The sequence below is a fragment of the Maritimimonas sp. 2205BS37-2 genome (assembly GCF_056591755.1).
On record NZ_JBWQOI010000001.1, the window covers coordinates 409800 to 432705 of the forward strand.

The following is a 22906-nucleotide window of genomic DNA, read 5'->3' on the forward strand; positions in this document are numbered from 1 at the left end:
AGAAATATCAATTTCTTATACGTTTTTGCAGATTCTTTTTACGTTGTTCTCTAAACTCTCTGAGTAGTTTCTTATTGAAGTCTTGCTCAGCTCTAAATAATAGGATTATTTTCTTACTTGATATAACATTTTTTAAATCGTCTTTTAAGTCTTGTTTGGCTTTAGCAACCTCAAAATCAATATCAATAAATTCTTGAAGCATAGCATTAGCTTCTTTTTCAGATAGTTGCTGTACACCACCGGCGACTCTTACTCTTCTGGCAATTTCTCTTGTTTTTAACGTTTTTGCTTGAAAAATGCGCTTGTCGTATCTATTGTATATTGGCCAAAATTGTTCAGCTTCCTTTGATGATAAATCAAGAGCATTGGTAATAAAAGCTGTTTTCATAGCTTTTATCTTCTCGCGGTTTGCTTGTGCAGAAACTTGAGATGTTATTACTATAAATAAGGTTATAAATAATATTCGTTTCATTAACTATTTTAATTTTCTAATAACATGCTTTCAACATCTGTGCCATTTAAGTAATCAAGTAGTTCGGCATCTTCATCTTCATTAGCTACAAGTTCAGTATCATTAAATACTTCAGCTATTTCATAGCTATCTAGATTGATAAGGTTTTCTTCAATAAGCTCATCAACTACAACTGTTTCAATACCTGGTTCAATAATAGCTGATTTATTATAGGTAAGTATAAAAATCAACGCAAACGAAGCCGCAATTGTAATCGGAGCCCAAACTTTTCTCAAACGAGCGCTTAAAGGTATTACTTTTGGTTCTTTTATGGCTTCTTTCTTTAATCTAGCAAAAACCTTATCTTCAAGTGTATCAAAATAGTCCGCAGGCACATTAGAAATATCTACTTTTTGCGTATGTTTTCCAAGTTTAGTAAAAACAGTATCTTCTATAGCATCAAAATAACCTTCTGGAGCTTTAAAGCCTTTATTGCCGGTTCTAGAATCTATATTTAGTTTTGCATGTACAGTTTCTTCCAATGTATCAAAATAGCCTTTTGGTGTAGAAAACCCATGTTTCTTTGGAAGCTTGTCTATAATTAGTTTAGACATTACCATTTCATCAACCGAATCAAAGTACCCTTCTGGTACTTTAAAACCGCTTCCTTTGTCTTTTAATATGTTTAAACTATTAGATTTCATTTGCCACTTAGACTAAAAAATGGTGCCAAGGTTTAATATTATTGTGTTAAAATATTTTCAATTTTCTTTACCGCATGATGGTATGAAGCTTTCAATGCTCCAACAGAGGTTTCAAGTACCTCAGAGATTTCTTGATATTTCATATCATCAAAATATTTCATATTAAAAACGAGCTGTTGCTTTTGAGGCAATTGAGCTATAGCCTTTTGCAGCTTTATTTGCATTTCGTCACCATCATAATAGACATCCGCTTCTAAACTTTCTGCCAATTTGTATTGTATTTCACTAATATCAATATTCTGCGCCTTTGCTCTTTTATTAATGAATGTAATCGACTCGTTGGTGGCGATCCGATACATCCACGAAAACAGTTTGCTTTGTGCATTAAATTTATCAATATTTCTATAAACTTTTATGAAGGTATTTTGTAAAACGTCATCTGCATCATCATGAGAGATTACTATTTTACGAATATGCCAATACAAGCGATCTTTATATTGACTCATTAGTTGCCGAAATGCAACATCTTGTGTTTGAGCGTTTTTAAGTTGTTCGATAAGTACTGATTCTTCAATCACTAGCTTGGATTTTGTACTTAGACTATTAACGCCGAAAAAGGTTTAATATTGAATCTTTCTTTTTACGGTATTATGTATTAAAATTGAATATAACTATTTATAAATGCTTGAGTTTTAGAAACGAACGCTTGTTTTTATATTCAGTACTCTTCCTGATAAAAAATTAGGTACCGCCACTGACTGTTGCGCTGAAATATCTCGTACCCAAGTATTCGTTATAGAATTTTGGGCATCAAACATATTAAATAGTTCGATTCCTATAGAAAATTCTTTGAATTTTTGTAACCATACAGCTCGCGGCTTCTTTTTCTGATCAACCAAAACGTACGAAATTCCAATATCAGAGCGAAAGTAATCCTTGAGCCTGTTTTGGAATATATACGGATCGGCATACGATGGAGAACCTCCCGGAACACCTGTATTATAGACCATATTTAAGTACATTTTTAAATTTGGATTACTTGGTACATAATCCTGAAACAAGACAGCAAATTTTAATCGCTGATCTGTAGGACGTGAAATATAGCCTCTATCTTCAATATTTTCTTTTGTTAAGAGATAACCAAAAGTAAAATATGACTCTGTTCCTGGCACGAATTCACCATTCAAACGAGCGTCAAAACCAGTTGCAAATGCCTTAGCGTTGTTTCTCGCCCTATAGCGAATTTGTACATTATCAATAGTGAACGGATTCACATCAGTAAGTGATTTATAATAGGCTTCAGAAACTAATTTGAAGGGTCTTCCCCAGAGCTTAAAACTATAATCATTACCTAAAACTATATGAATTGATCGTTGTGCTTTTACATTTGGACGCACAATACCTAATGAATCACGTAATTCACGATAAAAAGGAGGTTGATAATAATAACCACCCGAAACTCTAAAAAGCATATCTTTTTTCCAATCAGGTTTAAAAGAAAACTGCGCTCTAGGACTTATTACGGTATGTTTATCTGAAATTCCATTTTTAGGCTTTACCGTCCAACTTTGCCCACGTACTCCTAAATTCACCCATAACTGATGTTCATTAAGATCAAATTGACGGCTCCATTGTGCAAATCCTGAAATTCTATCTGTTGTAACTTCATTAAATGCATTTACACTTGTAAATGGTACAATAGGTCCGGTAAACGGAGTATAAGGTTCATCATTTCTAGGAAGAAGGTTTGGTGGTCTTATTGAGAATCCTGCAGAATCAATTACTTCCCATTCAATGATACGATCTTTAATATTTTCGGTTTGATATTTAGCGCCTAGTTCGAAAATATTATCGCCTTTTTTTATAGTAGCTTTTAATTGAATGTTTGAGATTAAAGCATCAAGATCATTACGAGCATGATCAAGCTGAGAGCCTATAGATTGGCTAAATGATACATCTCCAAAGTCGTCACTTCCGAAGTCAGCATTTACTTCACCGATACTATATTTGGCCAAAATGTCAAAATGTTCTTCTTCTTGCGTATTATAACTCGATGTAATTACATTTAATATTAGATTTTCATTAGCTACGTAAGTAGCCTTTAAAGCTCCAAATAAAGTAAGATAATTGTCCTTTTCGCGCCCATCATAATTAACTAAAAGTGCTTGTGTACTGGCTACTGTACCAAAATTTGTTCTTCTCGAAATGGGAGTATAGTCATAATTATTTAAAGAAAAATTTCCTAAAAAATCTATGCTTAATTTATCCGAAATAGCATAAGAAACGAATGACTGTACATCTGTGAATACCGGTTTGAAATTTGTTTCAATATCTTTAGAATTAACGAATAGATTATTATTTCTATAGCGCATACCTAAAATTGCTGATAGCTTCTTAAACGGCTGTCCTTCAATAGTTAAACTAGCTCCTAATAAGCTGGCATCTGCGGCAATACTAAAGTCTCTGGCTTTTCTATATTGAATATCTAATACCGACGATAATTTGTCACCATATTTGGCTTGAAACCCTCCAGCAGAAAATTTTACGTTCTGGGTAAGGTTAGGGTTTACAAAACTTAATCCTTCTTGTTGACCTGAACGCACTAAAAATGGGCGATATACTTCTATATCATTTACATAAACTAAGTTTTCATCATAATTTCCACCGCGAACATTATATTGGGTACTTAATTCATTATTACCGCTAACACCTAAACCAATATTTCGAAGTGTTGCTTCAATACCTGCGTTAGCACTTGGTAGTTTTTTAACAGTTTCAACATCTACTTTATCAATACCTTGAACTTTATCTCGTGTGTCTTTTACAACTACTTCTTCAATCTTTTCTGTTTTGGTTTTTAATTTTGGTGAGAAATTAACGGTTCTATTTCTAGGTACCCTAACGCGTTTGGTAAGTGTATTGAAAGAGACATGACTAAAAATAACAGTAATAAATCTACCAGAGGGAATTAATAATTGATATGCTCCTTTACTGTTAGATGCGGTACCATTTTGTTCGAAGCGAATAGATACACCTTCAATGGGGTTGCCCTTTTCATCTTTTACAACTCCTTTTAACGTACCAGTTTGGGCAATTATATGACCACTAAACAGAATAAAAACGATAAAGCAGATACTAAAATTTTTCAAAAAAGAAGATTTAACATTCTATAAATCACTATGCCTGTAAAACGTTGCAATATACGTATTCGTATTATTAACATTATCAACAACCATTACTTTTAAGGTGTGTTTTTCACCACTTAAAGTTTTGTCATTAAAATCATAAGTTAGTAGTCCTCTTTTGGCATCAAATTCCATAAGAATCCACTCACCATCAATTTCAGCTCTATATGATTTTATTCCTGAGAGTTTATCTGAAATTCGCATTTTAAGATACTTATAGTTGGTAAGCCATTGGCCATCTTTAAAATTTAAAGACTTTATAGTAGGTTTTTGATTATCAGAAAACAAAGCATAATTGCCTAAAGTTCTATTTAATGTATATAATTTGTTTTCTTTTCTTCTTGTTCTTGAATAATATGGTATTCCTTTGTTATTGATTCTTGCTATGAACAATTTATCTTGTTCAATTTTTGGATACTTAGAAACGTCAAAAGTAAGTGTGAAATTCTTATGTAATGGTGTACCGCCATTATGCAATTTTACAACATCATCTTCATGCTTAAAATCAAAATATAAATCATTATAAAAACTTCTTTTTGGAAACGCTACCGTTACAGTACTATCAGATATTTTATTGAACTGATCACTTTTAAAATAATAAGGAGTGGTCTTAACTTTTTGACGAACAAAAACAGAATCTTTTTTTCCTTTTACAGGAATAATGAGTTTGGTTACGTTTCCTTTAAAGTCTTTGGCCATAATTTCAACATTATAAGAAGCGCCGTTCCTAACATTCAAATATCCCTTGTTTTCCAGTGTTTTATAAATGGTAAGTTTATTAGCATCTTCAACAAAACATTTTTGAATACGCTGTCTTTTTTTATAGAACCTATAGTAGTCAATTAATGTATTTATATATCGTGTCTCATTAAACGAAAATGTGTTTACGGTATGTAGATACGTGGTCTTACCATTAACTTTCACCTCTAGATTAAAAATACCATTATTGTTTAATGCCGCATTTTGTTTATCAATAGAATTAATACCAAAACCGATAGTTCCAAAAGCTTCAATTTTATTGGCTAATAAGGTACCATCAGGCTGTTTCTTAAAAAATAATTCCCTTACTCGATTACTTTGATTTACATGAGAAGAATCTCCAAACGAGTAAACCACTGCAGCTCGTATTTCGGGTTGTTTTGTGTCGGCAATATCAATTCCAAAAAACATTGGGTTGATGGGTTTTGCATTTCCATCTCGTATTTCATAATGTAAATGAGGACCGCCTGAACTACCACTGTTTCCACTATAAGCAACCACTTCTTTTTTGTCTACTACTAGCTCATTTGCTTTTGGGAATAGATGAACCTCATAACTTTCTTTTTTGTATTGATGCTTTTTTACATAGGCCTCAATTTTCGGAGCAAACTTCTTTAAATGTGCATAAACTGTGGTATAACCATTAGGGTGTGTAATATATAATGCTTTTCCATAGCCCCAATGAGAAACTTTAATACGTGAAACGTATCCTTCCGCGGAAGCATAGATATTAAGTCCGGTTCGTTTTTGTGTTTTAATATCTAAACCAGAATGAAAATGATTGCTCCGTAATTCACCGAAAGTACCCGATAGAATTAACGGAATGTCGAGTGGTTTTTCAAAATATCCATCTGGATATTTTGCCTGTGTAAAACCATAAAAAATAATGCCAGTAAAAAGTAAAGCTAAACGTATTCTCCCCATAATTGTGGGCTAAAATACTCATTAGAAACATAAATTAAAAATGCAATGTTAAGATATTGCAAACCAATTAATTGGCGCCAAAAATCAATTTAATTTATGAAAAGAGTTGTTAAATTAAATCAGTAATACTAAATTTGTTGAAATAGTTTATACTCTTTGTATTGGTGAGTAGTGTTTTAGAAATAGTTGATTCTCTGCAAAGTAAGTTAGATAAGCTACTTTCAAAATATGAATTGTTGCAAATAGAGAATCAACAATTACTTGAAAAGAGCAACAAGCTTATTCAAGAAATCGATTCACGAAAAGAATCGCTTAACGAATTAGAGAGCAAATACGAGTCATTAAAGATTGCAAATGCAATCGTAGGCAGCAAAGAAGATAAACATTTAACAAAGCTTAAAATAAATACGTTAATACGCGAAATTGATAAATGTATAGCCCAACTAGGCGAATAAACTAGAAATGGATGAAAAACTTAAAATAAAAGTTACCATTGGTGATCGAGTTTATCCGCTAACTATAAAAAGTGAAGGAGAGGAAGAGGGTATACGCAAAGCAGTAAAGAAAATAAATGACCTTATTAAGAAGTTTGAAGAAAACTATGAGGTTAGAGACAAACAAGATGTGTTGGCTATGTGTGCGTTGCAGTTTGCGTCTTTACAAGAAGTCAAAAGTATTTATAATGAGCAAGATGCTCATAAAATCGAAAATAAATTAAAAGAAATGAGTGCCACTTTAGATGCTCATTTATAAGTTCTTTTAAATATAACAATTACTGCCTACATTAGTTATTTGTTTAATAAACTCAACACTATCAAATTAAAAAGGGTGAGTTTTAGTTGTAAGAGCGCGCCACAACTTGTACTGAATTTATTCGGTACCGTGGATTATCGACCAACTAGTTAGCCCTAAACTTGTTTAACTGGAGTTTATAAAACCCCAGACTAGTGTAGGTTTTTTTTACCCCAAAACTTACGAAATGGAAGGAATGATCATACCAATTGTTGTTGGAATCGTCGGTTTAGCTATAGGATTTTTTATAGCCAAAACCTTAGAAAAAAATAAAGCATCATTAATCATAAAAAACGCAAAAAAGCAAGCCGCTTCTGTATTAAAAGAAGCAAAATTAGAAGGAGATAATTTAAAGAAGGATAAAATACTACAAGCCAAAGAAAAGTTTATTGAGCTTAAGGCAGAGCATGAAAAAGTAATCTTAGCACGCGATAAGAAAGTTTCTGAAGCTGAAAAAAGAATTCGCGAAAAAGAATCTAAAGTTTCACAAGAACTTGATAAGAACGGAAAGCTTAATAAGTCTTTAGAGTCTAAAGAAGCAGACTACAAATACCGATTGGATTTTTTAGATAAGAAAAAGTCTGAAGCCGAAAAACTACACAAAAAACAAGTAGAGCAATTAGAAGTGATTTCTGGTTTATCAGCCGATGATGCCAAGAAAGAGTTAGTTGCCTCCTTAAGGGAAGAAGCTAAATCTGATGCGATGGCATTTATTCAAGATACATTGGAAGAAGCTAAGCTCACAGCACAGCAAGAAGCGAAGAAAATAGTATTGAGTACCATACAACGTATTGGCGTAGAGCAAACCATTGAAAACTGCGTTTCAGTTTTCAACCTAGAATCAGATGATGTAAAGGGACGTATTATAGGCCGTGAAGGTAGGAATATTCGTGCCTTAGAATCTGCCACAGGTGTTGAAATTATTGTTGACGATACACCTGAAGCAATCATTTTATCTTGTTTTGATCCAATCCGTAGAGAGATTGCACGCTTATCAATGCATAAATTAGTAACTGATGGTAGAATACACCCAGCACGTATTGAAGAAATTGTAGCAAAGACTCGTAAAGAAATCAATCAAGAAATCATTGAAGTTGGTAAACGAACTGTGATTGATCTTGGTATACATGGTTTACACCCAGAACTTATTAAAGTTGTTGGCCGTATGAAGTATCGCTCTTCTTATGGGCAAAATCTTTTACAGCACTCTCGTGAAGTTGCTAATCTATGTGCTTTAATGGCTTCGGAATTGGGGATTAATCCAAAAATAGCTAAGCGAGCTGGTTTATTACATGATATTGGTAAAGTTCCAGAAACCGAAAGTGAATTGCCTCATGCTTTACTAGGTATGGAATGGGCGAAGAAATATGGTGAAAAAGATGATGTCTGTAATGCCATTGGTGCTCACCATGACGAGATTGAAATGAAGTCTTTAATTTCACCAATTGTTCAGGTATGTGATGCAATTTCAGGAGCAAGACCAGGAGCAAGACGACAAGTACTTGATTCATATATACAACGATTAAAAGATCTAGAGGAGGTAGCTTTTGGTTTTACAGGTGTTCAAAAGGCCTATGCGATACAAGCAGGTAGAGAATTACGTGTAATTGTAGAAAGTGAGAAAGTAGATGATATTAAAGCTTCTGAGCTTTCATTTAACATCTCTCAAAAAATACAAAATGATATGACCTATCCTGGTCAGGTGCGTGTTACCGTAATTCGTGAAACGCGAGCAGTTAATATTGCCAAATAAAAATATACTAATTCAGATAATGACGAAGAACCCTTTTCTATTATGGAGAAGGGTTTTTCATTTTCTAGGATGAAATTTTTCTACCACTTCTTTTAAAAATGTTTTATCAACATGCATATAGATTTCTGTTGTGGTAATGCTTTCATGACCTAACATTTGTTGTATTGACCGTAAATCGGCACCACGTTCTAATAAATGAGTTGCGAATGAATGACGAAAAGTATGAGGGCTCACATTTTTTCTAATTCCAGCTTTTTCTGTAGCCTCTTTAACAATTAAAAACACCATATTTCTAGTTAACTGTTTTCCTCGTTGATTTAGAAAGAGGGTATCTTCAAATCCCTTTTTGGTTTTAATGTGATTTCTAACCTGATTCACATAGATCAATATTAATTTTTGTGTATGTAGATTAATAGGAACAAACCGCTGTTTATTTCCTTTACCAATTACACGAATAAATCCTTCATCAAAAAATAAATCTGAAAGCTGTAATGTAATAAGCTCTGTAACCCTTAAACCGCAACTATATAAAGTTTCCAAAAGTGTTTTATTACGTTGGCCATGTGTAGAAGAAAGGTCAATGGCCTTAATTATGGCATTTATATCATTTTCTGAAAGTGTATCGGGTAATTTTCTGCCAATTTTAGGAGATTCTATTAGCTGAGTTGGATTGTCTTTTCTATAATCTTCAAAAATTAGATAATCAAAAAAACTTCTCAAACCAGAAATTATACGCGATTGCGATGTAGTATTAACACTTTTAGCAACTTCGTAAATAAATTGTTGAACTGTTTCTTCTGAAATTGAAATGGGAGATACTGAACTCTTTGTGTTTTCTAAAAAGAGCATCAATTTTTTAACATCACGGCTATAATTATCTATTGAATTTTGAGATAATCCACGCTCAATTTTAAGATAAAGCTGATAATCTTTTAGTGCTTGCTGCCAATTCATCGAGTTGAGTAGATGCTTTTTTTAGTACCTTGCAATATAACTTTAAATCAATTATTATGAAAAAAAGAGCTTTAATCTTAGTAATTACCCTTCTATCTATTTTTTATGTAAACGCACAAGGAAGTGTGAAATTTGGTGTTACCGGTGGTGTAATCAACGGTAGCGGTAATGTCTCAATTGGTGGAATTGATTTAGGAAGTCTTTTAACCAGTCTAAACGTTGATATTTTAGACGGAACAGGATTCTTCGTAGGTGGGGTAGTTGATATTGAAGCTACTGATAAATTTCATGTACAACCAGAACTATTATATGCAAGTATTGGTGGAGAAGGAGCAATATTAATTCCAGTAATGGCTAAATATTATGTTGCCGAAGCGTTTAATATACAGGCGGGCCCGCAATTAGATTACGTTTTAAATATTCCAGATTTAGTAGAGCCAGTGGTGAATGAATTTGGACTAAGTTTTGGTATTGGAGCCGGATATGATATAAACGAACAATTTTCTGTACAAGCTAAATATACCTTTGGTTTGACCGATCGTTTGGATAATAATCTTGATGGAATTATTTCTTCGAGTTTAAAAATTAATACACTTCAAGCTGGGGTGGTTTATAATTTTAACTAGATAACTTAAAATAGTCTGGTATTTAAAAATATAGTTATTTAAAAGGAAGCATTCGCTTCCTTTTTTTATTTTAGCTTCATGAAATTAATGATAATAAATGGTCCAAACCTAAATTTGTTAGGTAAGCGAGAGCCTGAAGTATATGGAAGCAATTCTTTTGAAGATTATTTTAATAAGTTGCAGAAAGCATATTCTGGAGTTCAATTAAACTATTTTCAGTCTAACATTGAAGGAGAGCTTATAGATAAATTACACGAGGTTGGTTTTGACTATGACGGAATTATCTTAAATGCTGCTGCATATACACATACTTCTATTGGAATAGGAGATGCGGTTAAAGCGATCAAAGCTCCGGTAATAGAAGTCCATATTTCAAATGTTTACGCACGTGAAGAGTATAGACATCATTCATATATTGCTTCTGGAGCTCATGGTATTATTATTGGTTTTGGACTAAAAGGCTACAAGTTAGCTATAGAAAGCTTTGTGAAATAATAATTCTCTGATAAGTATTTAACAAGAATTTCAGCCTAAAACTTTAATACCATTTTAATATTACTTCGTTGATACGGACTGTCCTTTTCAAGTTCAACTTCTTCAAACCCAAACTTTTTATAAATATAAATAGCGTTTTCCAAGGTGGTATTAGAATAGAGTAGGAGCTTATCCCAACCTTTTTCTTTTGCAAAATTTATACAATACTGCATTAATTGTTGTCCGATTTTTAGTCCTTGAAATTTGGGTGAAACGGCCATTTTACTTAGCTCATAACCTTCAAATTCATTCATAAGTGCTACGGTACCGGCAACTTCGCTCTTATATAAAGCAAAGAAAATATACCCTCCATTGTCTATGATATACGTCTTTGCATTTTGAAGTACTTCTCTGTCATGCGGTTCAACATAGAAATATTTCTCTAACCATTCTATATTTAAATCTCTAAAGTGATCGGAGTATTGTTCTTCAAATGCTACTATTGCAATATTGGTTTTCATTAGTTTCATTTTCATATGTTTTCTAATATTCGTTGACTGAAAGATTTCTCCTTTAATGCATTTTCAATAAATGATATATGATCTAATAGTGTTTTATTACTCGTAACTTGTGTTATTCTTTTTGCTTCATTAACAACAACATTCCAAATGGGTTCTAATCGATCAATTAGTTTTCTTCCATTACTGGTCAACGCAACTTTACGCTTTCTTTTATCTATCGCATCTATTTTTGAAATGATCAATCTCTTTTTAATCAAGGTATTTACATATTGAGTTACTGCTGGCTGCGTAACACCCAAAATAGAACTCATTTCGCTTATGGTAAGATCGTTTTGCTCATTTATAAGTTTGAAGATTGGCATATGATAAGGGTCGAATTCAATGGCAAGAGTCTTATAAACTATCGAGGTTTCCTTCATTAACTGTTCGCTCAATCGCTTAAGTCTAGAACCTAAAGCTAGTTCTTGATAAGAGGCCAGTAAATCGTTATTATTATAACTCATAAACATTTATATAAATACTTATGCAAATTTATAAATTTATATTTTAATAACAAAAAGGTATTATGATTTACATTTTACCATCTATATAATCAATGATCTCTTTTTCCTTTAGAAGGGTAGCTTGGTAGATTTTTTTTGCTTTTTCTAAAATATTGTTTGCAAAGTCTTTGTCTTTAATGTCTTTGGCGTTAATACGTACATTAAAGTAAGCACCAATAACAGCCGTTCTTGCACACAATGCACCTACACCCGCGTCAGAAAGCGAATTTTGGAGTCCATCTTTAGCCATTGCCAACATTACTTCTATAGAATCATGCGCAGTTTGCATTACTTGAAAAGGAACCTCAGTAGCATATTTCGTAGCATCTTCTATTGCCTGCAACCTGATTTTTTTTTCTTCATCAGTACTCTTTGGCATTCTAAAACCTTCAATAATCTTATTAAAAGCATTGGTGTCTTCGTCTACTAGAAAAAGTAATTTATTTTTATATGCCTGTCCTTTTTCAGCCCAATTGGAGTAGAATTCCCATTGATTGTCCCAACCCGGTTTATGAGCTGATAAATTAGCCACCATGGTACCTAATGAAACCCCTAAGGCGCCTACATAAGCAGAAATTGACCCTCCACCAGGAGCCATAGATTCACTTGCCGTTTCATCGGCAAAATCATCTAATTTAAAATCGACTAATTTTTTAGAATTATTATTTAAGATGTACTCAATAATCTTTTCACTTGGGTTAAAAGGTTTTAAATCATCAAGTCCGAGTGATTTTACAGCGATTTTTATTTTTTCTGATTCAGCTATTCCAAGAGAACGCCCTTGTTTGGTCAAAAAATAGTCTGCCGCATTTACCATAGCCTTTAGTGGAACTAAACCAACTAATTCTGATCCTGTTACACGAAGACCTCTTGCTTCTGCTGCTTTTGAACTTTCATCAAATGCAATATGCATCGGTGTGATAGAAATATTGGTTAAATTATAAGAAATCTGTGCGATTCCATATTCTTCGATATACCACCCAATGCCCTTTACAGCTTTTAACTTTCCAGGGATGCGAACAGGCTCTCCATTTTCATCGGTTATTTTTTTACCGGTAATAGGATTACCTTCTCGCTTTATACGTCCAGCTTCACGAATATCAAAAGCTATAGCATTTGCACGTCTAGTTGAAGTTGTATTTAAATTAATATTGTATGCGATTAAAAAATCTCTTGCAGAGATAGCTGTGGCACCTGTTTTTGCAACAGAACCATTAAATTCTGCCGGACCAAAATCTGGTTTCCACTCGGGATCAACCAGTTTTTTCGTTAAGCCTTCATATTCACCCGATCGACAATTTGCAAGATTCTTACGCTTCGTTTCTTTTGCGGCACTCTCATAAAAATAACCAGGAATACCGAGTTCTCTACCTACACGTTCTCCTAGCTTATGAGCATACTTGGCTGTTTCTTCTAAGGTTATACCAGAAATAGGTACTAATGGACATACATCGGTTGCACCAAAACGTGGATGTTCGCCAGAATGCTTACTCATATCTATAAGTTCAGAAGATTTCTTAATTAATCTAAAAGCCGCTTCTATTACGTCTTCAGGCGCTCCCACAAATGTAATAACAGTTCTATTTGTGGCTTTACCCGGGTCAATGTCTAAAAGTTTAACACCTTCAACAGTTTCTACGATATGAGCAATCTCATTAATTTTATGAGTATCACGCCCTTCACTAATATTTGGTACGCATTCTATAAGTTGTTTCTGCATTTTTTTGATGTCTGATTATTTATGACTCAAATTTAATTTTGTTTTTCATAAAAAGATAACCTTTATGTAAAAAAATAATGATCAAATTCATTACATTTGGCGCTTATTAAAATAAAAATAATGAGAATATTTAAATTTTGTGCAGTTGTAATTACTACGATTACATTAGTAGCTTGTAATAATTCAGGTGTTACCAATAAAGAGTTAAAGACTGAAGTTGATTCTGTAAGTTATGCTATTGGTGTTAATATGGCAAGTCAAATGAGAATTAGTTTTACTGAAGTTGATGAAGATCTTTTTATACAAGGTTTTAAAAACGGACTTGATTCTGCGAACTTGAAGATTGAAGTAAGTAAAGTAAACGGTATTGTGCGCGACTATATGATGAAAAAACAGATGGCTGAACAGAAAAAACGTCAAGAAGAAGCCCTAAAGAAAGCCGAAATAGAGTTTGCTGATGTTAGAAAAGCAGGCGAAGATTTCCTAGCTGAAAATAAGGCCAAGGAGGGAATTCAAACCACTGATAGCGGATTACAGTATATGGTTTTAGAAGCCGGAAATGGTGAAAAACCATTAGCAACATCAAGAGTTAAAGTACATTATCATGGTACACTCGTTGATGGTACCGTTTTCGATAGCTCGGTTGAACGTAATAAACCATCTGAATTTGGCGTTAATGGCGTTATAAAAGGATGGACCGAAGGTTTACAGTTAATGCCAGTTGGATCTAAATACAGATTCTTTATTCCGCAAGAATTGGCGTATGGAGCATATCCAAGACCAGCCGGAAAAGTGAGACCTTTTGATGCATTAATATTTGATGTTGAATTATTAGATATTGTAAAGAAATAATTAAAAGTATCATATCACATAAAAAAGAGGTTACAATTTTGTAACCTCTTTTTTATTATAATTTTATCTGTCTATTTAGTCTAGAGCCTTTCCGTTTAATAATACGGTATCAATATTATTGGACCCGAAAGCATACGGTAAAAATCCATAAGATGGAATTTCTTTAGTTACAATCAAATTAGCTTTTTTACCTTTAGTTATACTTCCATGTGTTTTTGACAAATTCATAGCATAAGCACCATTAATGGTAGCTGCGTTTATAGCTTCTTCTGGAGTCATGTTCATTTTTATACAGGCGGTACTCACAACAAAATTCATATTACCGCTTGGGGTAGAACCCGGATTATAGTCAGTAGCCAGAGCTAATGGTAAACCAGCTTCAATAATTTTACGAGCTGGAGTGTAAGGTATGCTAATAAAATAAGAGCAAGAAGGTAGCGCTACTGGCATAGTGCCCTTGTTTTGTAAAGCCAAAATATCATTTGTATCTAATACTTCTAGATGATCAACCGATAAGGCATTATGTTTTACAGCAATTTGAACTCCACCACTAATTGTAAATTGATTAACATGAATTTTTGGAATCAATCCATATTTAGTACCCGCTTCTAAAATCTTATCGGTTTGCGCATTAGTGAAATAGCCTTTTTCGCAAAATACATCAATAAATTCTGCCAAATTCTCTTCGGCTATTTTCGGAATCATCTCATTAATAAGTATATTAATATAGGTATCTGGCGATTGTTTGTATTCAGCGGGAAAAGCGTGCGCTCCTAAAAAAGTTGCTTTAATTGCAATAGGATAATTCTCGGATAGTTGCTTAATGACACGAAGCATTTTTAACTCAGCCTCGGTTGTAAGTCCATAGCCAGACTTTATTTCAATCGCACCTGTACCAAGTTTCATGATTTCTTCTAATCGTTTGGCTGATTGCTCATAGAGTTCAGATGCACTGGTAAGCTGTAGTTTTTTCGCCGAGTTTAAAATACCACCACCTCTTTCAGCAATTTCTTCATAGGAGAGACCGTTTATACGATCTACGAATTCACCTTCTCTATTGCCTGCATAGACCAAATGCGTATGACTATCACACCATGTAGGAAGTACCATTTTACCCGAAAGGTCAATTGTCTTATTATTAGCAATTTCGCTCATTTCGTCCATTTTACCATAGTCGATAATAAGGTCATCTTCGATTAATAAATAAGCATTTTTTATTGTTGGTAAGAATTTCATTTCCTTACCAGAAACCTTAGGTATTGTTGTATCTCTTACTTGAAGAAGTTCTTTAATATTGGTAAATAGTGTGCGCATATTTTTATTTGCTATAAAGGTAAATAATTGAATAATATACTAAAGCTGTTTTTACAAGCGTTATTTATGTTAAATCAAACTCGCTAAACATGAAAAATAACTATGACCAAGAGAATGAGTCTCAGCACCCTAAAAAAAAGAAAAAAAGAAAGAAACAATTTGACCCATACAAGCGTGATAAATACACAATTTCTAAATTAAAAGAATATAAAAAATATTTAGAATATCTAGAAAATGTCAGGGCTCAAGGAAACTTTGATTTAGAATATTAATATTCTATTTTATCTTCTTTTTCTGACCATTGTTTAAAAGGTTCTAAAGCAATATCTCTTGCGCACTGCTCAAATGGAATGCTACGTTTCTCATAGGGTAGAGGTATTTCTTTATAGATAAACTCATCGTCAAAACCTATAGCTGCAGCATCTTTTTGATTACTTCCGTAAAACACTTTTTTCGGGCGAGCCCAATAAATGGCACCCAAACACATAGGGCAAGGTTCACACGAAGTATATATAATACATTCGTCTAATTGAAATGTACCCAGATTTTTACAGGCATCTCGAATAGCAGTAACTTCAGCATGCGCTGTTGGATCGTTTGTTGAGGTAACTTTATTATTACCACGACCTACAATTTCACCATCTTTTACTACTACACATCCAAAAGGGCCTCCTTCATTGGTGTTCATGCCTTTTAAAGCCGCTTTTACGGCTTCACTCATAAAAAATTTATGTTCCATAGATTTTTGTTATTTTAAACTACCGGTCATATCTTCTGGTTTTACCCAAGCATCATATTGTTCTTCTGTAACATAGCCTAATCTAACAGCCTCTTCTTTTAACGTAGTTCCATTTGCATGTGCCATATTAGCAATCTCTGCAGCTTTATAATACCCAATCTTTGTATTCAATGCTGTTACCAGCATAAGAGAGTTATTTAATAGCTCATTAATCACTTTTGTATTTGGTTCAATGCCAGATGCACAATTATCATTGAAAGAAACACAGGCATCACCAATTAACCTCGCTGATTGCAATAGATTGGCAGCCATCATAGGTTTAAATACATTCAATTCATAGTGACCTTGGGTACCTCCAACGGTTACAGCAACATCATTACCCATCACTTGAGCACAGACCATTGTTAGGGCTTCAGATTGGGTAGGGTTTACCTTGCCAGGCATAATAGATGAGCCCGGTTCATTAGCAGGAATTATTAATTCGCCAATACCAGAACGAGGCCCTGATGCCATCATACGAATATCATTTGCAATTTTATTTAATGAAACGGCTAGTTGTTTTAGAGCACCATGACTTTCAACAATGGCGTCGTGCGCCGCCAATGCTTCGAACTTATTTTCTGCTGTTACGAATGGTAATTCTGTAAATTTGGCGATGTATTTCGCCACTAAAACATCATAACCTTCGGGAGTGTTTAATCCCGTACCTACTGCTGTACCTCCTAAGGCTAACTCAGATAAGTGGTCTAAGGTATTTTTAAGTGCTTTTATTCCATGATCTAATTGTGATACGTATCCAGAAAATTCTTGACCAACCGTTAATGGTGTTGCATCCATTAAGTGTGTACGGCCAATTTTTACAACGTTTTTAAATTCAATGGCTTTTTCATTTAACGTATCTCTTAATTTTTGAACTCCAGGGATCGTAGTTTCTACAATCATTTTATAACAGGCAATATGCATACCTGTTGGAAATGTATCATTTGAAGATTGTGATTTATTCACATCGTCATTAGGTTGAATCGTCTTTTCACCTTCACCAATTTTCTTCCCTGCAATTTCATGAGCTCTATTGGCAACAACCTCATTAACATTCATATTACTTTGCGTACCAGAACCCGTTTGCCAGATCACTAAAGGAAATTGATCATCGTGTTTACCAGCTAATATTTCATCACAAACTTGAGAGATTAAATCACGCTTGCTTTCTGATAATACTCCTAATTCACAGTTCGTATGAGCCGCGGCTTTTTTAAGGTATGCAAACCCATAAACCACTTCTAAAGGCATCGAAGCCGCCGGGCCAATTTTAAAATTATTTCTAGAGCGTTCTGTTTGAGCACCCCAATATTTATCGGCAGGTACTTTTACCTCACCCATAGTATCTTTCTCTATTCTGTAGTCCATTTAAATAAAATGATTTTGTAGACAACAAAGTTACAAAATAGCTATATAAAGCGCTGAGTTTTATTGAACGATTTGAAAAATTGCTAAAGCATATATTGCGAATCGTAAAAAACGGAATAGGCCAAAAGTAATAACTCCTTTTAGCGGATATTTTATCATTCCTGCAGCCATACAGGTAATAGAAAATGGAATTGGAAGTAATGCACCTGTTAGTATTAGAAAACCACCCCACTTTTTTGTATTTTTTAAATGTTTGGCCATTTTATTCTCTAAATAATCTTTTACTGCGGTTATTCTAAGTGTTGCTTTACCAATAAAGAAAGAAATTATACCTCCTAAATAAGAAAGTGTAGCTAAAATTGATAAAGTAAAAATGGGATTATTCGTCTTTTTTGACCAAGCGATAAAAATTTCTGGAGGAATTAGCCCTAAAAACGATTCAGAGGCAAAGAAAATAGCTAAAATTCCATTCATAGAATAGGTTTCAGTAATCTTCTGAAGCCCGTCATTAATATTATATACATAAGTATTAAACAGTACAATAACTAAAACAACGATCGCAATAGGTAAAACAGCTTTTTTTAGGCTTTTACCTATAAAGCTATAAAACCCGGTATACGTGTAATACTGGTGTAATAATTTAAATTTAGATTTCTTTTGTACCCTTGTGCTCTTTTTCATCAGCTGAAAATAAGAGCGCAAAAATAAGAACTATTTTATGTCGTACCAACAAGAAAATATAGATTAACTAAAATTTAATAATTAGCCCCCAAATTCTTCGCCTCCATCATCTCCACTGAAACCATTACGTTGGCGCTGACGTTTTTTCTTTTGGTTAAATCTATATACAAAACTTAAGGTAACCTGTCGCTCACGCCATTGAAAAGAACCATCAGTAATTGTATTATTTGTATAGGTAATAGATTCTCTTTTTCGAGAATTGAAGAGGTCACTAACATTTAATGTAAGTGTTCCTTTTTCTTTTAAAATATCTTTACTGAAAGCAAGATTTGTTACAAAAATGCCTTCACGATCACTTTGCGCTCCTTTTTGAGGCCCTCGATACATCATTCGTGTTTGCCAATCAATTTTTAAAGGGAGTACAATTCTTGAGTTGAATCTTGCAAACCAGCTAGTGTTGTCGGCATCAAAGTTTTGAGTTATTGTTTCTCCTAAACTATTTTGGTATGTATAGTCCCCATCTGTACTAAAATTAAAGAGATTAAAACTACCTGATAATCTAATTTTTCTTGACGGATTATAATTAGCGGTAAATTCAAATCCATAGCGATCTTGAGACGATAAATTAATCGGCTGTCTAATAATTACTGGAACACCATTTATCAATTCACCAGTTTCTTGATTTACAAACTCTATATTATTGGTAGCGTGCTGGTAATAGATAGAAGAATTTAATGTAAATTTTTCCCATTGCTTTAAATAACCTAAATCTAAGGCGTTTGTATAGGTTGGATCAAGATCTACATTGCCCGCAAAAATAAAAGTTTCACTCGTTCTTGAAATGAATGGGTTTAAAAACCAATGTCTTGGCCTACGTAACCTACGACTATATCCTAACGTAAAACTTTCTGTATCGTTTAATTCATATCCTAAATTAACTGTAGGAAATAATTGACTATATGTTTTGTCAAAATTTTCATTGTTTTGTTCTAGTCTAATTTTTAGATCCGTGTACTCATATCTTAAGCCTAATAAATATGAAAACTTATTGATTTTGCTCCCAAACTGAGAATAAATGGCATGTATATCTTGTCCAAAATCTAAATTATTTGACGGATTACTTTCTGGAGCCAAATCTGGATCATTAACTACATAATCAGAGGTTAGATCTTGTAACATGCTTTTATACCCAAATTCTAACTGCGAATTTTCACCAACTGGAAGTACATAATCAGTTTGTAGTAAGATATCTTTTGACTTTTCTTTGGTAATATTATCCTCTGGATTATTTATTTGTATGATTGGGAATAGGTCTGTATCAGAAATATAAGCAGCTTCTGTTTCTCTGCTAATACCATGTTGCAAATCTATAGTAAGTTTATGACCATCTTTTGCGAAATCTTTGGTGTAGTTTAATGAAAACTCAATGGTTTCATCTTCTTCAATTTCTTGCTCTAAACGCTCATTTGTATAGGTTACTGTGTTTAATAGATCCAGGTTATTTATAAAATTTGTTGAGAGATCATCGCCATCAGAATTTCGATATACCATCGAACCGGTTATAGAGCTTTTGTCATCTATGATGTATTCTAATCCAAAATTTGTATTAAACCCTTTACTTTCTCGATCATAGGTTCTTTCTTCTGAACGAAAACTTTCGTTAAGACCACTATTATCTAGGTAGGTGATATCATTTTCAGAATTACCAGGGCCAGTTCTATACCGATAACCGGCATTAGAAAAGAAATTTACTTTTTTTGTACGATAATTTAAACTGGTAGCAATATTATATAATTCTGGTGCTCCCGAAGATGAGGTTATCGAACCATTAAATCCAAGTGCTTTACCTTTTCTAAGAATGATATTTAAAATACCGGCGGTCCCCTCGGCGTCATATCGCGCAGAAGGAGACGTAATCACTTCTACTTTTTGAATGGCATCGGCGGGAAGCTGTCTTAAGGCGTCTGTAGAACTTAATCCAACCAATCCAGAGGGTTTTCCATTTACTAATATTCGTACATTTTCATTTCCGCGTAAGCTCACATTTCCTTCTACATCTACAGAGACCGAAGGCACATTATCAAGCACATCTGAAGCAGTCCCACCCTTAATTGTCATATCCTTTCCAACATTATAGATACGCTTATCTAAACGAATTTCTACCGTAGATTTTTCTGCTATAACTTCTACTTCTTCAAGGTTTTCGGCATCTATAGTAAGCGCAACAGTACCAAGATTAAGATTTCCTGAAATTACTTTGTTTAAAACTTTGTAGGTTTTAAAAGAAATAAATTCAATTGAAATATTATAGATACCTTCAAACACATCGATACTAAAATTACCTTTCTTATCTGTTAATCCACCAGTTACTCTTTTACCATTAGTAGGTGTAAACACTATTGTGGCATATTCGAGCGGTTGATTTGTTTCCTTATCTATAACTTTTCCTGAAACTTTGAATTGTGGTCTTTGTTGAGCGAATGCAATTGAAAAGCTAAAAAAGCATAAAAGACATATTATTTTTTTCATTTTATCGTTTTAGGTGCTATTAGTTTTGTCTTTTCCTTCTATTTTGGTTTCCTCTTCTTCGAGATCGTTCTTTTTGACTCCATTCCTTCTGCAGTTCATTGAATTGCACAAGTTGTTCTTCTGACAAAACTTTAGATAGTTCTTCTGTCTGTTTTAAATTTATGGTACCAATTTTTTCGGCTTTTATCGCCCTATTTTCTGGCAAGTTCCTTAATGCTATTTTTTCTTTTACATATTTGGTAATTATATTTTTAACCATTACCGCCTGTAAATCATCAAGCCCAAGTTTGTCTTGGATCTTAGGGATTCGTTTTTCAATAATTTCTTCAGGATCAAAGTTTGGGTTTTGATTTTGAGCAAAAGTGTAAGAGGCTACAAACATTAGCATAACAACTAAAGTTGTACTTTTTAAAATATTCATTTTTTTAATTTAGAGTTATAGCCTTTAAGACAAACGAAAGTAAGCTTGGTTTAAATTAGTTATCGTTAAAAATGTGTTAAAAGAAATTTTTATTTAAAGCTGAAAATATAGCTTAGTCCAATATTAAAATAGGAAGAATCATCCAAATTCCTTTCAAAAATTAGCGCATTAGGAAAGTTAAAATTGTAACCGAATTCGATTTCCAAATCATTTATCTCAAGATTTAGTGGAATCGACAATTGTGTATTTCGCAGGGCATAAGTTTCAAATTCATTGATAATTCTATCAATGATAGGGAGGTCTATTACCAGGTCATTAATTCTTGATGTATCGATTGATTCATTTCCTAATATGAAGGATACAATTGGATTAACGGAAACTTGGTGCTTTTGATTTATTTTAAATAGCTTTACAGAGCTATAGATATCAAAATTATTTTGAACTCCCTGTTCTTCTCCAAAAAAGTAAGTGACCCCAGCAGAGGCACCGATAAGTTCATCTTTGGTTTCTATGCTTAAGGAGGCATCAAGGCTATTTTCAAAATCACGAGAATCAGAATCAGAAAAAATGTAACGACTATAGCTCAAATCGAGATTAAAACTATCGTATTTTCCAAAACTTTTATTGAAACCGGCAGAAAGCGTTGTGAGATCCCAATTAGGATCAAATTCACTATAATAAACACCAGACGCTCCAACGTAAAAACCACTATGGTGTTGGTAAAGCACTTGAGGAGAAAGGGTAAATTGATCAATATTTAGATCCCTTCCCAAAAAGTAAGTTTTATCAGCATAGTCTACCGCAAAAAGGACGATATGATATTTATTGACCTCATCGATATAGGCTAGTATGCTATTCTCATCTAAGATCAACTCGTCTATAATAGCATCAATTTCTACATCTTCCTCTTCATTAGTTTGAGCAAATGAATTGGTAGTTAAGCATATAAAACCAATAAATAGTAAAAACTTCTTCATAGTTAGATTTAGGTTCTAAAGTTTACTGTTGGTCTATATTTTCTCTTATCAGTCGTCTTAATCGACGCACTAATCTTTTTCTATCACGAATATTTTTACCTCTTACAAAATGTCTAAAACGAATCATTTGTTTTTTAGATATTGTTTTTTTAAATCGTATGCGCTTATCTCTTAATAGTTTTTGGTTTCTCCTTAGATTATCTAATTGAATTTTAGACAACGATTTACGAAATAACCTTGAACGTTCCGCACGTGAAAGGTTTTTACTGGTAAGCATTCTCTTTTGCTCAGACGTAAGATTGCTTTTTATACTTTCTCGTATTTGTTTTGTGAGTTCTAATTGCTCTTTTAGAATACGCTTTTGCTCTTCGGTTAGTGCTAAAGATTTTAACGTTTCGCTATTGTTACTTTCTTCTTGGGCATTGGTTTTATAGGTGCTCATAAACACTACTAAGAATATTAATAAGAGCTTTTTATAAAATTCCATCACTTTTTCAATTTTAAATCTTAGACTTCAAATTAAGGCAAAGGTTTAAATTATATCGTTTGATTTTAGAAAAAAACTAAAAACTTATATGCAA

24 protein-coding genes and 1 other RNA gene are annotated in these 22906 nt (G+C 33.2%); 8 read left to right on the forward strand and 17 right to left on the reverse strand.

Going from position 1 to position 22906, the window contains the following annotated elements:
• Positions 1–7: 7 nt before the first annotated feature.
• The 5 genes from AC1EUU_RS01785 to AC1EUU_RS01805 all read right to left on the reverse strand — a co-directional run bounded on the left by AC1EUU_RS01785 (position 8) and on the right by AC1EUU_RS01805 (position 6023).
• Positions 8–472 carry a hypothetical protein gene (locus AC1EUU_RS01785; protein WP_480199663.1) on the reverse strand — a complete coding sequence of 155 codons (465 nt, stop codon included), beginning with the start codon at positions 470–472 and terminating at the stop codon, positions 8–10.
• 8 nt (positions 473–480) lie between these two features.
• Positions 481–1155 (reverse strand): hypothetical protein, encoded by a 675-nt coding sequence (locus tag AC1EUU_RS01790; protein WP_480199664.1) that lies wholly within the window; start codon positions 1153–1155, stop codon positions 481–483.
• 38 nt (positions 1156–1193) lie between these two features.
• Positions 1194–1733, reverse strand: coding sequence for an RNA polymerase sigma factor (locus AC1EUU_RS01795; protein WP_480199665.1), 540 nt, complete (start codon positions 1731–1733; stop codon positions 1194–1196).
• A gap of 114 nt (positions 1734–1847) precedes the next feature.
• Positions 1848–4304 (reverse strand): TonB-dependent receptor, encoded by a 2457-nt coding sequence (locus tag AC1EUU_RS01800; protein ID WP_480199666.1) that lies wholly within the window; start codon positions 4302–4304, stop codon positions 1848–1850.
• Positions 4305–4322: 18 nt separating this feature from the next.
• Positions 4323–6023, reverse strand: a complete 1701-nt coding sequence (locus tag AC1EUU_RS01805; protein WP_480199667.1) for a M23 family metallopeptidase — start codon at positions 6021–6023, stop codon at positions 4323–4325.
• Between the two features lie 164 nt (positions 6024–6187).
• Here AC1EUU_RS01805 and AC1EUU_RS01810 point away from each other — a divergent pair, with 164 nt between their 5' ends.
• The 4 genes from AC1EUU_RS01810 to rny all read left to right on the forward strand — a co-directional run bounded on the left by AC1EUU_RS01810 (position 6188) and on the right by rny (position 8568).
• Positions 6188–6478 carry a hypothetical protein gene (locus tag AC1EUU_RS01810; RefSeq protein ID WP_480199668.1) on the forward strand — a complete coding sequence of 97 codons (291 nt, stop codon included), beginning with the start codon at positions 6188–6190 and terminating at the stop codon, positions 6476–6478.
• A gap of 7 nt (positions 6479–6485) precedes the next feature.
• A complete protein-coding gene (locus tag AC1EUU_RS01815; protein WP_480199669.1) occupies positions 6486–6776 on the forward strand; it encodes a cell division protein ZapA in 291 nt (96 codons plus the stop codon).
• Positions 6777–6826: 50 nt separating this feature from the next.
• Positions 6827–6954: non-coding RNA, 6S RNA (gene ssrS, locus AC1EUU_RS01820), on the forward strand.
• Positions 6955–7002: 48 nt separating this feature from the next.
• Positions 7003–8568 carry a ribonuclease Y gene (gene rny, locus AC1EUU_RS01825; protein WP_480199670.1) on the forward strand — a complete coding sequence of 522 codons (1566 nt, stop codon included), beginning with the start codon at positions 7003–7005 and terminating at the stop codon, positions 8566–8568.
• A 57-nt stretch (positions 8569–8625) separates the two neighbouring features.
• Here the strand turns inward: rny and xerD are convergent, their stop codons facing one another.
• Positions 8626–9522, reverse strand: a complete 897-nt coding sequence (gene xerD / locus AC1EUU_RS01830) for a site-specific tyrosine recombinase XerD (protein WP_480199671.1) — start codon at positions 9520–9522, stop codon at positions 8626–8628.
• A 56-nt stretch (positions 9523–9578) separates the two neighbouring features.
• Here xerD and AC1EUU_RS01835 point away from each other — a divergent pair, with 56 nt between their 5' ends.
• Positions 9579–10148: a porin family protein gene (locus AC1EUU_RS01835; protein WP_480199672.1), complete on the forward strand. Its 570-nt coding sequence runs from the start codon at positions 9579–9581 to the stop codon at positions 10146–10148.
• A gap of 78 nt (positions 10149–10226) precedes the next feature.
• Positions 10227–10643, forward strand: coding sequence for a type II 3-dehydroquinate dehydratase (gene aroQ, locus AC1EUU_RS01840; protein ID WP_480199673.1), 417 nt, complete (start codon positions 10227–10229; stop codon positions 10641–10643).
• Positions 10644–10678: 35 nt separating this feature from the next.
• On the opposite strand, the gene AC1EUU_RS01845 is transcribed toward aroQ, so the two are convergent.
• From AC1EUU_RS01845 to ftcD, 3 genes are all read right to left on the reverse strand, one after another.
• Complete coding sequence (locus AC1EUU_RS01845) at positions 10679–11143, reverse strand: GNAT family N-acetyltransferase (protein WP_480199674.1); 465 nt, start codon at positions 11141–11143, stop codon at positions 10679–10681.
• A gap of 11 nt (positions 11144–11154) precedes the next feature.
• A complete protein-coding gene (locus tag AC1EUU_RS01850) occupies positions 11155–11646 on the reverse strand; it encodes a MarR family winged helix-turn-helix transcriptional regulator (protein WP_480199675.1) in 492 nt (163 codons plus the stop codon).
• A 67-nt stretch (positions 11647–11713) separates the two neighbouring features.
• Positions 11714–13405: a glutamate formimidoyltransferase gene (ftcD, locus tag AC1EUU_RS01855; RefSeq protein ID WP_480199676.1), complete on the reverse strand. Its 1692-nt coding sequence runs from the start codon at positions 13403–13405 to the stop codon at positions 11714–11716.
• Between the two features lie 120 nt (positions 13406–13525).
• Between ftcD and bamJ the strand changes: the two genes are divergently transcribed.
• A complete protein-coding gene (gene bamJ, locus AC1EUU_RS01860; protein ID WP_480199677.1) occupies positions 13526–14257 on the forward strand; it encodes a BamJ family beta-barrel-assembly machinery protein in 732 nt (243 codons plus the stop codon).
• A gap of 75 nt (positions 14258–14332) precedes the next feature.
• Here bamJ and hutI read toward each other — a convergent pair whose 3' ends face one another.
• Entirely contained in the window at positions 14333–15571 is a 1239-nt protein-coding gene (hutI, locus tag AC1EUU_RS01865; protein WP_480199678.1) for an imidazolonepropionase, read from the reverse strand.
• An 89-nt stretch (positions 15572–15660) separates the two neighbouring features.
• Here hutI and AC1EUU_RS01870 point away from each other — a divergent pair, with 89 nt between their 5' ends.
• A complete protein-coding gene (locus AC1EUU_RS01870; RefSeq protein ID WP_480199679.1) occupies positions 15661–15843 on the forward strand; it encodes a hypothetical protein in 183 nt (60 codons plus the stop codon).
• Here the strand turns inward: AC1EUU_RS01870 and AC1EUU_RS01875 are convergent.
• The 7 genes from AC1EUU_RS01875 to AC1EUU_RS01905 form a co-directional block, all read right to left on the reverse strand.
• A complete protein-coding gene (locus AC1EUU_RS01875) occupies positions 15840–16310 on the reverse strand; it encodes a nucleoside deaminase (protein ID WP_480199680.1) in 471 nt (156 codons plus the stop codon). The two genes, AC1EUU_RS01870 and AC1EUU_RS01875, sit on opposite strands and share 4 nt — an antisense overlap.
• Positions 16311–16319: 9 nt before the next feature.
• Positions 16320–17717 carry a class II fumarate hydratase gene (fumC, locus tag AC1EUU_RS01880; RefSeq protein ID WP_480199681.1) on the reverse strand — a complete coding sequence of 466 codons (1398 nt, stop codon included), beginning with the start codon at positions 17715–17717 and terminating at the stop codon, positions 16320–16322.
• Positions 17718–17777: 60 nt separating this feature from the next.
• On the reverse strand, positions 17778–18398 hold the full coding sequence (locus AC1EUU_RS01885; protein WP_480199682.1) for a YqaA family protein: 621 nt from the start codon (positions 18396–18398) through the stop codon (positions 17778–17780).
• An 81-nt stretch (positions 18399–18479) separates the two neighbouring features.
• On the reverse strand, positions 18480–20927 hold the full coding sequence (locus AC1EUU_RS01890) for a TonB-dependent receptor (RefSeq protein ID WP_480199683.1): 2448 nt from the start codon (positions 20925–20927) through the stop codon (positions 18480–18482).
• Between the two features lie 19 nt (positions 20928–20946).
• Positions 20947–21348, reverse strand: coding sequence for a hypothetical protein (locus tag AC1EUU_RS01895; protein WP_480199684.1), 402 nt, complete (start codon positions 21346–21348; stop codon positions 20947–20949).
• 89 nt (positions 21349–21437) lie between these two features.
• A complete protein-coding gene (locus AC1EUU_RS01900) occupies positions 21438–22325 on the reverse strand; it encodes a hypothetical protein (RefSeq protein ID WP_480199685.1) in 888 nt (295 codons plus the stop codon).
• A 22-nt stretch (positions 22326–22347) separates the two neighbouring features.
• Complete coding sequence (locus AC1EUU_RS01905; protein ID WP_480199686.1) at positions 22348–22812, reverse strand: hypothetical protein; 465 nt, start codon at positions 22810–22812, stop codon at positions 22348–22350.
• Positions 22813–22906: the final 94 nt, after the last annotated feature.